Origin of the sequence: Caryophanon tenue, assembly GCF_001700315.1 — a bacterium.
Taxonomy (GTDB): Bacteria; Bacillota; Bacilli; order Bacillales_A; family Planococcaceae; genus Caryophanon; species Caryophanon tenue.
In genome coordinates this window covers 55,165-67,630 of the sequence record NZ_MASJ01000024.1, presented here as the reverse complement: position 1 = coordinate 67,630, position 12,466 = coordinate 55,165, and the positions used below count along the sequence as shown (strand labels likewise).

Here is a 12,466-nt window from a genome sequence, read left to right as displayed (position 1 = left end):
AATTGTATTCTTTTAATATTGTGAAAAAATAAAAAGCGAAATCGAGCAGACTTAGGTGATTTTTAGTACACTTATGGGTATGTAACAATACGAAAGGATGTGTAGGTATGACGAATAAAGCATGGTTTCAATGGGGCATAGGTATATTATTAGTTATTTTAATTTTGAAATACGCTGTTGAAATAAAATGGCTATTTGACCCGATTTTTGTTATTTTATCAGCCGTGGGTATGCCATTATTAATCGGTGGCGTCCTGTATTATATTACTGTGCCAATTCAGCGCTTCGTTGAAAAGCGTGGTGTGCCGCGTTGGGGAAGTATCGTCATTATTTTAATTTTATTAGTAGGCATAGGTACAGCACTTATTTTTATGGTTGGAGACCCGGTATCAGAGCAAGTCAATAATTTAGTACAAGCAGCACCGTCGATTGCCAATGAAATTCAACGTGCAGTGGATTATGTGTTAGCGAATAAGTCTGATTTCCCACCACAATTAGAAGAAGCAATTGATACAATTTCGAACTCGATTCAAGATTATGCGATTTTATTTAGTTCTTGGTTAGTATCAGCGATTACATCAATTGTGTCAGCAACGTTCTCACTCATTATTGTGCCGTTCTTCTTTATCTTTATGTTGAAGGACCACGAGAAGTTTGCGCCATTTATTTATCAATTCTTCTCTGGCAAACGCCGAGACTGGATGAAGAAAACATTAGAAGATATTGATGAGACAATCAGTAATTATGTACAAGGGCAAATGCTTGTTAGTTTATTGTTAGCGATTTTAATTTTAATTGGTTACTCAATTATTGGTTTAGAGTACACATTAATTTTAGTTATTTTAAGTTTCTTTATGAATATGATTCCGTTTTTAGGACCATGGCTGTCATTTGCGCCAGCTGTCATTGTGGCATTAATTCAAGACCCAACGTTAGTGATTTGGGTGGCGATTATTAACTTAGTGGCACAGCAGCTAGAAAGTAATGTCATTACGCCAAACGTTATGGGACAATCTTTAGATTTACACCCGCTAACGGTAATTACAGTTATTTTAGCAGCAGGTAGCTTCGGTGGCTTCTTAGCAATTATTATCGCTGTACCGGCGTATGCTGTTATTAAAATAATTGTGCGTAATTTATATGAGGCGCGTCGCTCGATTCAAGAAACGGCAAAGCAGGAAGTATCATGACCGAATATATACGTATTTTTAATGAGAAGCATGAGTGGCTCCGTATTGCGTCACGTGACGAAGCACATGCGCAAGGTTTATGGCATGAAACGTTCCATTGTTGGCTATATGATGAGGAACATCTTTACTTTCAGCTACGTAGCCCACTGAAAAAGGATTATCCAAACTTATTTGATATTACAGCTGCAGATCATTTACTGGCGACCGAGACACCAGAGGATGGTTTGCGTGAAGTAGCCGAGGAAATTGGCATTACGTATACAATCGAAGACGTTGAAAAGATGGGCATTGTCGCGTGCGAAATTATGTCGTCACATATGATTGATCGTGAATTTTGTCATGTATTTTTAGCGAGAGCGCCACAAAGTTTTTCAGCATTTACGCTACAAGCAGAGGAAGTAGCAGGCATTGTAAAAGCAAAGTTAACAGATGTGATGGCGTGTTTAAATGGCGATAGCACTACGTTTTTTGTGGACGGTTTTGAAGAAATTGACCGCAAACGCCAACCATTACAGCGCGATATTTCGCTAAAACATATCGTCGGCTTCCGTGAGCAGTATGTACAACAAGTGATTCAATATATTCAACAGCACGTTGCAGTTTTGTAACGTGCTTTTTTATGCGTGAACTCGTATACTTAAAGGAGAAAAGAAAAGGAGCATCTATTATACATGCTAACATTTGAACAAAAGCAACAAATTATTGAGTCATATTCTGAATTAGAGCGCAAAGACATTTCACTAAAACGTGTGAACTACCATTTACCAACAAGTCTTTACGAAAAAACATTAGTGGTAGAAAAATTACATCCAAATGGCAATGGATATGTGTTTGTCGGCGATTTATTAGCATATGAAAGCATGGCAGATGAGCGTCATTTAGTGAATATTCGTGAGTTCTCGGAGAAGCAATTACGCGACATTTTAGCAGACGTGATTGCGTATTTAACAGAGGAAGACGAGCCTGTATTACCGTTACATGAAACATGGTCAAATCGCGAAGGTGATGTGTTAACTGTGCGTTTTGATGGGCATGATTACGGTGTATATCACGGTGAAAATGTTGAAGAGATTTTCGGTAAATACGAAACAGCGAAAAGCTATTTATTAGAAGAAGGATTCCGCTTAAAAACGAAGCATGCATAACGAAGGTGAGGTGCGTGATGAACAGTAAGAAATTTGTCGTGATGTTTATAGGGGCAACCATTATAATGTGTGTTGTAATTGTGTTTACGATATTATTTTTTATTGATCAGCAAGACCGAGCAATAAACAGTGCGCTTGATATATTAAAAAGCTTGTAGCGAAAAAGCTACAAGCTTTTTTGTTATTTTTTGAATGGATACCACCAATTCCATTCGCCAAAAAGCTTCATAAAACTTGGCACAAGGAGGAGGCGAATAATGGTCGCATCAATAGCAATGGCAATGGCAATGCCGACACCAACTTGCTTGACCGGCATAACATCTGTAAAGGCGAAGACACCGGTAATGACAATCATAATTAACGCTGCAGATGTAATAATTTTGGACGTTGCCACTAAGCCGTTAACAGTCGCTTCTGTATTCGTTTTTCCGTTCATATGCTCTTCATGAATACGAGAGATTAAAAATACTTCATAATCCATACTTAAGCCAAACACTAAGCAAAAGACAACAACTGGAATAATAAGCGCAATGGTCGTTTCCGGCAGGCCAAAATGTCCGTATTGGAATACATATACTAAAATGCCGAACGTTGCACCAAGACCTATTACATTCATAAAAATCGCTTTTAACGGAATGAGCACGGACTTAAAGGCAAGCATTAAAATAATAAATGTCGATACGATAATAATGGCAATAGCAACGCCAATTTTCGAAAACATTTCATCAAAAATTTCTTGATTATATTTTGGTAAGCCACTAATCGCAAAATCAACGCCGAGCTCAGCATCTGTTAATGTTCGCGCAAAATCTTGCGCTTCTGTTGAGGTGCCATCAGCGTCAATCGTTACAGGTATCATGAGTTGTGTATCATTAATAAAGGCTTCCTGAATTGGTGCAAGCTGTGCCGCGGCTTCAGGTTGCTGTTGCATGGCAATCCATGTTTCTACGTCTACATCGGACGTAGTAAAGATGGTGTCGACGCGTGTGACGATATCGAATGCATTAATTTTTTCAGCGATATCATCGATTAGCTGCAGCTGTGCATCTGTTGTCCAACCATCTTGTTGTTCGGCTAGTACGTAAACAGTCGCTTGCTCATCAATACCGAATGTATCGGCAAGCAAGTCATAGGAAGCACGCGAGTCAAATCTTTCAGGTAAAGAATCGACGGACGGAATTGCCAACTCAATATCCTTTAATGGAATCATGGCTGTACCGAGTAACAGCAACGCAACGACAATAATCGCAACCGGATATTTCATGACAAAGTTTGCAAAGCGTCGCCAACGCGGTGATGTATCACGTAAGCGAATTAAACGCCATTTATTTAAACGGTCACCAAGTAATAACATTGACGCAGGTAGTAATGTTAAGCTTGCAAGTACGGCCAAAAAGACGGCGATTGCACCACTTAGCGCAATGTTTTGGAAGAGCTCCACTTGAATAACAATCATCGCACCTAAACCGATGATGACACAAATTGCTGAGAAAATAATGGAACGACCCGATGTTTGAATGGTACGTTCAATCGCTTCTTTTGCGCTATATTTCGCAATCTCTTCACGGTAGCGATTAATAAACAAGAGCGCAAAATCAATACTAAGTGCAAGGCCAAGCATTGGTACAATATTTAAAACGAAAATGGAAAGGTCTGTCCAGTTGCTTGCGATTACCATAAAGCCGAATGCTGTCACAACACTAATCGCACCAATAATAATCGGTAACAGCGATGCAAGCAATGTCCCAAATGCGAGCACAAGAACAAGCAGCGCAATCGGTAAGCCAATTGTTTCAGCAGTAATTAAATCTTGCTGGCTCGCGCTATTAATATCGACATTAATGACTGGACCACCTGTTAAGGAAATTTGTTCATAGGGAGCAAGAACGTCACGCAAGTCTTCAATAATATCAGGGAAGTTTGTGACGGTATGGTCAAAGTGCAACATGCCATACGCGATATCGCCTTTTTGATAGGTAGCATCATCGAGTGGTGACACAATCGTTTGTAAATGCTCGACGCCACTTAGCTTATCCATGATCTCACGAATTGTCGTATCATCATGCTGTTCAAAGACGACGAAAATTGTTTGGTCAGGTACGTTAAAGTTTTTCGATAGTTCCTCACCGACATACGCATGGTCACCATCTACGAAAAAACCGTCTCCTTGTAACTTATCAGGCAGTTGAATCGCAAAAAACGCCATTGCTAAAAATAATACGCTCCAACAAGCAAGTATAGCTTTCGGGAAGCGTGTAACGAGCATGGAAAATGGTTTCATAAAATGCCTCACCTTCTCTTAATAAAGTTACGATACTACTTTTTAGTATACAACTTTTCTGATACAACATCTTTTCTGACAAATCACAGCACTAAAAAAGCCCCGACAAATTTGCTGTCAGGGGCTATATCGATATTACATCATGGTGCAAAAAACGCATTGCTAAAGCGAACAAGCTTGAATAAAAGTAAAAAACCTTCAGCAATTATTATTGCTGAAGGCTTTTTTGTGATGTATATTACTTCACATATGAAGCTTATTAGAAGAATAAGTTTAATAATAAGAAGAATATCCCGGCCATTAATGCAGAAATTGGCATTGTAATGAACCAAGTAATAACGATTTTACGTGCGATAGCCCAGTTTACGCCTTTCACACGTTGTGCTGCACCAACACCCATAATTGCAGAAGAAATTACGTGCGTTGTTGATACTGGTAAGTGGATTAATGTCGCACCAAAAATGATTGAAGCAGAAGAAAGGTCAGCTGCAACACCGTTTACTGGACGGATTTTCATAATTTTACCACCAACTGTTTTGATGATTTTGTAACCACCAACAGCTGTACCAAGACCCATTGCTAGGGCACAGGCAACACGTACCCAATCTTGTACTTCGTCACCAGACTGCATGCTTGCAGCGATTAACGCCATTGTAATGATACCCATTGCTTTTTGAGCATCGTTTGTACCATGCGTAAATGCTTGTAGTGCCGCTGTACCGATTTGTACTAAACGGAAGCCTTTGTTTGTTGAATAAAGGCTGAAGTTTTTAAATAAGAACTTGAATAGTTTCATCATTGTAAAACCGATAACTAAAGCGATAACAGGAGAAAGTAATAACGCTTGAAGGATTTTTGTGAAACCTTCGTAGTTTAAAATACCAAAGCCTGCAGATGCAATCGCTGCACCAGCAATAGAACCGATTAATGTATGTGATGAACTTGATGGAATACCGAAGTACCATGTTAATAAGTTCCATGTAATTGCTGAACATAGAGCCGCTAAAATTACGATAGAACCAGTTGTATCACCGTCAAAAGAGTTTAAAGAGAATGGGTCAACGATATCACTCGCGATAGCTTTTGCTACCCCTACGAATGTGATTGCCCCTAAGAAGTTCATGACTGCAGCCATCATGACAGCTACACGTGGCTTTAATGCACGTGTCGAAACTGACGTTGCGATGGCATTGGCTGTATCATGGAAACCATTAATAAAGTCGAACGCTAAAGCGAAAATTACGACTAATATGGTAATGATCAATAGCATATCCATAGTTTAATTCCTCGTCCTTTTTAAATTACGCGTTACGCATAATGATAGTTTCGATTGTGTTCGCTACATTTTGGCAGAAGTCTGCAATCTCTTCGAACTGCTCGTAAATGTCTTTGAAAATGATTAAACGAATAGGATCTTTTTCGCTTAAGAATAGTTGTTTAATTGAAGAACGGAAAATTTCATCACACTCGCGCTCGTAATCTTTAATTAAGATCGCATGTTGGCGCATACCAACTAAATCTTTACGGTTTAATGATTCCATCGCTTTTACGGCTTCATCTGTTGATAATGTGATGTACTTTAAGAATTGGCGCATTTGCTCGTTTACTTCTGTAAATGAATACATTTCAAAGTGAGCAATTGTGTTTTCCATACCATCTAACACATCGTCTAAACGAATCGCTAATGCTAAAATGTCTTCGCGCTCGATAGGTGTTAAGAATGCTTTATTTAATTCAACGATTAATTCGTGAATTAATTTGTCACCAGCTGTTTCGAATGATTTCATTTTAATACTGATCTCTTTTAGTGACGCAGGGCTGTCAATTTTGCAATCATTCGCAAAGTGCATTGACTCTTGCACGTTTTGAGAGATTTTTAAAAGTGCTGCGAAAAATGGATCTGGTTTTTTTGAACTAAACATTGTGGTCTAGTGCCTCCTAGAATATATAAAGTATAAAATATCTTTAAAAATAGATTGGTTTTGAAACCTTATTTATCATAGCAAACGTTTTACAAAAACAACATAAAAATTAACTTGGAAATATCAAAATTTACATTCTTGTAACATAAGGTGTGAATTTTGCACAAAAAAATAGTTAGGATTGTAAACGGATTCAACTGTTTAAAATTTTAGAAAAAGAATTTAATTGTCTTATTTGTCTTTATTTCTATCGGAAAAACAATAAAAATAAAATAGACAGAAAATATTTTTTGTGTACATATTTTTTAAAAACAAGACAAAATATTAAGCTAATGTAAATTGAAAACATCGATAAATACTGTTGTTTTTCACACATATTTTCTAAAATAATCGTATCGTTAGGTAGTTATTACCTTTATTGAAGAAACGTAAACAATCTAAAGAGATTGAGACAAAAAGAAATATCCTTCAGCAATGACAACTGCTGAAGGATATTTTTGTGCTTTGGGTGCTACTCTACATAGCGGATGCGTTTCGTAGGCATGGCTTGAGGCAAACACGATGTTTGTCACATCTGCCTTGCCACACGACGTGGCGCTTTTGGCAGATGTTCTGCTTAAAAGCGTAATGATAAACATGTAAGTGCCCCGTCTTGTTTCTGAAACTCAGATAAGGCAATGGGTGTATACGTAAATCCAGCTTGTTGTAAAAGTGCCGCTGTTTCAGGATACCCTTCAGGAATTAATAAATGTTCATTAATTTTCAACGCATTAATTGCATAGTGTTCATGTGCGGGCACAATGATCTTCTCATACTTTGCAAAAAGAGGATGCTTCGCAAATGTCTCATTGACTAGAATTGTATTTTTGCCGATATATGTGACACATTGTTTTAAATAAGCAGCATGCTCTACGCCAATGATGTCACATTCGTAGCCATTATGCTCAACAACGTGTTTAAATTGCGCAGCGCCTTCTTCATTTGTACGAGCGGTTAAGCCGACATAGAAGTGGTTTGCAATCTTTAAAATATCGCTAGCTTCCAATTTCCCAGGTTCGAAAATACGATAAATTTTATCGAAATGTTCTTGGATCACAGGCTCGATTAGCTTTGCCTCATAGCTACGAGTAGGAGAGGCGGGATTCGCTAAAACAGCAAAGCGACTTGTCGTAATGGCCACATCTTCAACGAATGTTGAATCTGGATAAAGTTCGTTCGCGTAAAGTTCGATAACCTCTAAGCCACACGTACGGATGGCTTCTACATATTGAGCGTGCTGTTGAAGTGCCAGCTCATAATTGGGGGTGGGACCTTCTGACGCTGTTTGACCTTCCGCAAAGCTTTCACCAGGTTTGCGGACAATTGCTCTTGTAATCAATCGTTATTTCACCTCATCTAAATAAGTTGTTAATTCATTGTGTAAAAATGGCTTCGCCGATAGAAACTGAACGAATGCATCATATTGTTCGCGTGCTTCTTGTGTTGCTGGTTTTCTAGTATGATAGGCACGAATTAAAATGTTTTTCGGTGTGTTTTCCATATCAATAAATTCAAGTAGCTGCGCTTCATAGCCAACAAGTGATAAAATTTGCGCACGAATGGAATCTGTTGCAAGTGCAGCAAAACGCTCACGAATTAAACCGTGTTGGAGCATGACATTCAGAGCGGGTGCTTGTAGTTGTCGATTTAATTCATGCTGGCAACAAGGCACACTTAAAATAACTTTAGCGCCCCATTTAACGGCACGTGCTAATGCCATATCCGTTGCCACATCACAAGCATGTAGTGTGACAACCATATCTACAGCAGTTTCATCATTATAATCATTAATATCGCCTACTAAAAATTCTAGCTGGTCATAGCCAAGGTCGTGGGCAATTTGATTACATTCTTCAATAACTTCCTTTTTTAAATCTAAGCCTGTTACATGTAAATCTAGTCCTTTTTCAACTTTTAAATAGTGGTACAGCGCGAACGTTAAGTACGATTTTCCTGAACCGAAATCTAAAATACGAATAGTGCGGTCTTTTGGTAAGTGAGCAAGTGCATCATCAATAAATTCCACAAAACGATTAATTTGTTTGAACTTATCATATTTTTGCTTTTTCACCGTACCGTCTTCTGTTTGCACACCTAAGCGAATTAAAAATGGGTATGGTGTTGTTTCATCTAATAAGTAATTTTTTTTACGGTTATGTGCTAAGTTAACTTCTTTTTTTTGTTGTTGCTTTGTCGTTTTAAATAACACTTTATTTTTTTTGGATAATTGCACATGAATTTGTTCATCGACAAACTCACCTTGGAACTGGCGGAAGTCCTCAAAGCAAGCATCCAGAGCCGCTGGAAATGCGTCAAGTGTCACATTTTCATGTTTTAAAATGCGCTCATATTGATATTCGAGTTGAATATGATAAATTCCTTTTAGCATAAGAGGTTTTAATTTAATACGTTTTACATCATTAGATTTTAAGCGAGGTTGGCTAATTGTTGCTTGTACAAGTTGTTGCTGTTCAATGCGTTCAAGTAGCGCTTCTTTCATTTGTTGAAATTCCATAATTACCGTCCTTTAATTAAAATAGTTAGCAAGGCTAAATCGATTTGATTGGCTTTAGTTTATCATAAAAGTGTAGTGCTTTCGATTTCGTCGTCTCCGAAAAACGGTGTAGTGAATAAGGCTATGTTATAATTAACAACAACGACATGAGCGTTTTAATGGAGGTTACTATGCAAAAATTAAATGAAATTGAAAAATTAATAGAACGTGCGATTTTAGTTGGCGTCAATTTACGAAATGATGAACACTTCGATTACTCAATGGAAGAGTTAGCTGATTTAGCACAAGCACTTGAAGTAGAAGTGGTTGGTGTTGTCACGCAAAATTTAGAACGCGTAACACCATCTCATTATGTAGGTACAGGGAAAATTGAAGAAGTTCGTGCTTTTTATGAAGAGGCAAATGCAAACATCGTTATTTTTAATGATGAATTATCGCCATCACAAATCCGAAATTTAGAGCGTGACTTAGATTGTAAAGTAATTGACCGCACAATGCTGATTTTAGATATTTTCGGGCGTCGTGCAAAAACGAAGGAAGCACAGATGCAAGTAGAGCTTGCACAACTACAATATATGTTACCGAGATTAGTCGGCTTACATGCTTCATTATCACGTCAAGGTGGTGGCACAAGCGGTGGTTTTAGTAACCGTGGTGCAGGGGAAACGAAGCTAGAGTTAGACCGTCGTAAAATCGAAGACCAAATTACAAAGCTACGTCGTGATTTAGAAGAAGTAAAATCACAGCGCGAGACACAGCGTAAACAACGTAAAAAAAATGCGATTCCAGTCGTGTCTATTGTTGGGTATACAAATGCTGGTAAATCGACAATTATGAATCAAATTTTACGTAAAATTGGTCAGCATGATGACAAGCAAGTATTCGAAAAAGATATGCTGTTTGCAACGCTGGAAACAAGTGTGCGTCAAATTGATTTAGAGGATAATAAACGCTTTTTATTAACGGATACAGTTGGATTCGTTAGTAAATTACCACACCATCTTGTTAAAGCCTTCCGTTCAACATTAGAAGAGGCGCGTGACTCTGATTTACTGTTACACATTGTAGACGTATCGAATGAAGAATACCGTTATATGATGGAAGTGACAGAGGACACATTAAAAGCGATTGGTGTAGAAGATGTACCAACTATTTATGTGTACAATAAATCAGATAAAGCAGACTTACGTTATCCAATGGTGAGTGGCGATAATATTTGGATTTCAGCGAAACAAGATGAAGGTTTAGATGAATTAATTCACATGATTCGCGAAGAAATTTTCTCAAACTATGTACGTTGTGACATGCTAATTCCATATGACCGTGGCGATATTGTTTCTTATTTTAATATGCAAGCATCGATTTTTGAAACATCTTATGAAGAGGACGGCACATTATTAAGTGTTGAACTGCAAGAGTCCGACTACCAAAAATATAAGCAGTTTGTTGTAGAGAAATAAGAATTTTATATGTAGAAGCAACCGATTTGAAAGGTTCAACATTTCAAATCGGTTTTTTTATAAATATTATTTGTTATATTGAAATATTATATATGTTATTTTTATTTGTATTTATTTAGTATAAAATATTTATTTGAAAATTAAATGTATTCTAAACAATAAGTTTGACGTCAAAAAAGGTGTATAATGCTAAACATATTGAAAAAATAATATTTTCTAACTTTTTAAATACCTATTGCAAAATAATTAATTTTGCTTTAGTGTAGTGAAATGGTTTGTTTAACAGACTAATAAGATAAATTGTTAGAATATTATAGTAAAGGGTGAAAATTTATGTTGAGTAGAGACGACATTGTCAAATCAGTCCCTCAAAAAGGGTTTTTCGGTCATCCTAAAGGGTTATTTACATTATTCTTCACGGAGTTTTGGGAACGTTTCTCTTACTACGGGATGCGCGCAATTTTACTGTACTACATGTACTATGAATTAAATCATGGTGGTTTAGGCTTAGACCGTACAACAGCAAATACAGTAATGGCGATTTACGGGTCGCTTGTTTATATGTCAGGAATCATCGGTGGTTATTTAGCAGACCGCGTATTCGGTACGCGAAAAGCGGTATTCTACGGTGGTATTTTAATTATGATTGGTCATATATTATTAGCATTACCAGGTAGTGCAACATTATTATTTGGCTCAATGTTCTTTATCATTATCGGTACAGGTTTATTAAAATCGAATGTATCAACCATTGTAGGGGATATGTATACAGAGGAAGATGCACGTCGTGATGCAGGTTTCTCAATCTTCTATATGGGTATTAATATGGGTGCGTTTTTATCACCATTAATTATTGATCGTGTGTACCAAGCAGCAGGTTTCCACGCAGGTTTCTCTGTAGCAGCGTTCGGTATGGCATTAGGGTTAATCGTTTATGTCGTAACGGCTAAGAAAAACTTAGGTTTAGCAGGTACAGTCCCGCCAAACCCAATGACACCAGCAGAAAAGAAAAAAATGTCTATTATTGCGATTATCGCAGTAGCGGTTATTATCGCATTAGTATTAGTAGCCAATGCAACAGGCACATTAACGGTTGCAAACTTCTCATTAGTCATTACAACATTAGGGATTTTAATTCCAACAATTTTATTCACATATATGTATCGTAGTCCAAAGACGACAACGGAAGAAAAATCACGTGTGTTAGCGTATATCCCATTATTCATTGCAGCAGTAATGTTCTGGGCAATTGCTGACCAAAGTGCAACAATTTTAGCGACGTATGCAGATACGCGCGTGAATTTAATGTTAGGTAGCTTTGAGATTTCACCAGTATGGTTCCAATCATTAAACCCAATGTTTATCATTTTACTGGCACCATTATTTGCGACATTATGGATGAAACTTGGCGTACGTAATCCATCGACACCACGTAAGTTCTCATACGCATTATTCTTTGCAGGGGCATCATTCTTCTTAATGGTTATCCCAGGTATGTTATCAAACGGTGGCGAAACATTAGTAAGCCCTTGGTGGTTAGTTGGTTCATTCTTCTTAGCAGTAATCGGTGAATTATTACTATCACCAGTAGGTTTATCAGCAACAACAAAATTAGCACCAGCAGCATTCGCCGGACAAACAATGGCGATTTGGTTCTTAGCATCAGCAGCGGCATCAGCGATTAACGCACAGTTAGTACGTATTTATGCAGTTGTATCAGAAGTAACATACTTCGGTGTGCTTGGTGCATTTGCAGTAGTTATCGGTATTATTATTTTAATCATTTCACCAATCATTTCTCGTGCGATGAAAGGTGTAAAATAACAAGAAAAGAAGTGCGTCTAAGAAGAGATTCTTGGGCGCGCTTTTTTTTGTGCAAAAATACAGTACACTACTATAATAAAGTGTAGGTGT

The 12,466-nt window shown here is 37.5% G+C and carries 10 protein-coding genes; 5 read left to right on the top strand and 5 right to left on the bottom strand.

Features of this window, described 5'->3' with window-relative positions; all coding sequences use genetic code 11:
- The first annotated feature begins 107 nt into the window (after positions 1 to 107).
- From A6M13_RS11560 to A6M13_RS11550, 3 genes are all read left to right on the top strand, one after another.
- A complete protein-coding gene (locus A6M13_RS11560) occupies positions 108 to 1,190 on the top strand; it encodes an AI-2E family transporter (RefSeq protein ID WP_066546422.1) in 1,083 nt (360 codons plus the stop codon).
- Positions 1,187 to 1,798: an NUDIX hydrolase gene (locus tag A6M13_RS11555; protein WP_066546421.1), complete on the top strand. Its 612-nt coding sequence runs from the start codon at positions 1,187 to 1,189 to the stop codon at positions 1,796 to 1,798. The genes A6M13_RS11560 and A6M13_RS11555 overlap by 4 nt, the downstream gene beginning before the upstream one ends.
- 63 nt (positions 1,799 to 1,861) lie before the next feature.
- The gene (locus tag A6M13_RS11550) at positions 1,862 to 2,335 is read left to right on the top strand and encodes a hypothetical protein (protein WP_066546419.1); all 474 of its coding nucleotides are present in this window, start codon (positions 1,862 to 1,864) and stop codon (positions 2,333 to 2,335) included.
- Between the two features lie 181 nt (positions 2,336 to 2,516).
- On the opposite strand, the gene A6M13_RS11545 is transcribed toward A6M13_RS11550, so the two are convergent.
- The 5 genes from A6M13_RS11545 to A6M13_RS11525 form a co-directional block, all read right to left on the bottom strand.
- The gene (locus A6M13_RS11545) at positions 2,517 to 4,616 is read right to left on the bottom strand and encodes an MMPL family transporter (RefSeq protein ID WP_066546417.1); all 2,100 of its coding nucleotides are present in this window, start codon (positions 4,614 to 4,616) and stop codon (positions 2,517 to 2,519) included.
- A 259-nt stretch (positions 4,617 to 4,875) separates the two neighbouring features.
- Positions 4,876 to 5,892 carry an inorganic phosphate transporter gene (locus A6M13_RS11540; protein ID WP_066546416.1) on the bottom strand — a complete coding sequence of 339 codons (1,017 nt, stop codon included), beginning with the start codon at positions 5,890 to 5,892 and terminating at the stop codon, positions 4,876 to 4,878.
- Between the two features lie 25 nt (positions 5,893 to 5,917).
- Complete coding sequence (locus A6M13_RS11535) at positions 5,918 to 6,538, bottom strand: DUF47 domain-containing protein (protein WP_066546415.1); 621 nt, start codon at positions 6,536 to 6,538, stop codon at positions 5,918 to 5,920.
- Positions 6,539 to 7,154: 616 nt separating this feature from the next.
- Positions 7,155 to 7,916, bottom strand: a complete 762-nt coding sequence (locus A6M13_RS11530; RefSeq protein ID WP_066546413.1) for a dimethylarginine dimethylaminohydrolase family protein — start codon at positions 7,914 to 7,916, stop codon at positions 7,155 to 7,157.
- Positions 7,917 to 7,919: 3 nt separating this feature from the next.
- Positions 7,920 to 9,092 (bottom strand): class I SAM-dependent methyltransferase, encoded by a 1,173-nt coding sequence (locus A6M13_RS11525; RefSeq protein WP_066546411.1) that lies wholly within the window; start codon positions 9,090 to 9,092, stop codon positions 7,920 to 7,922.
- Between the two features lie 170 nt (positions 9,093 to 9,262).
- Between A6M13_RS11525 and hflX the strand changes: the two genes are divergently transcribed.
- Both hflX and A6M13_RS11515 read left to right on the top strand, forming a co-directional pair.
- Positions 9,263 to 10,552, top strand: coding sequence for a GTPase HflX (gene hflX, locus A6M13_RS11520; protein WP_066546402.1), 1,290 nt, complete (start codon positions 9,263 to 9,265; stop codon positions 10,550 to 10,552).
- 333 nt (positions 10,553 to 10,885) lie between these two features.
- Positions 10,886 to 12,376, top strand: coding sequence for a peptide MFS transporter (locus tag A6M13_RS11515; RefSeq protein ID WP_066546400.1), 1,491 nt, complete (start codon positions 10,886 to 10,888; stop codon positions 12,374 to 12,376).
- Positions 12,377 to 12,466: the final 90 nt, after the last annotated feature.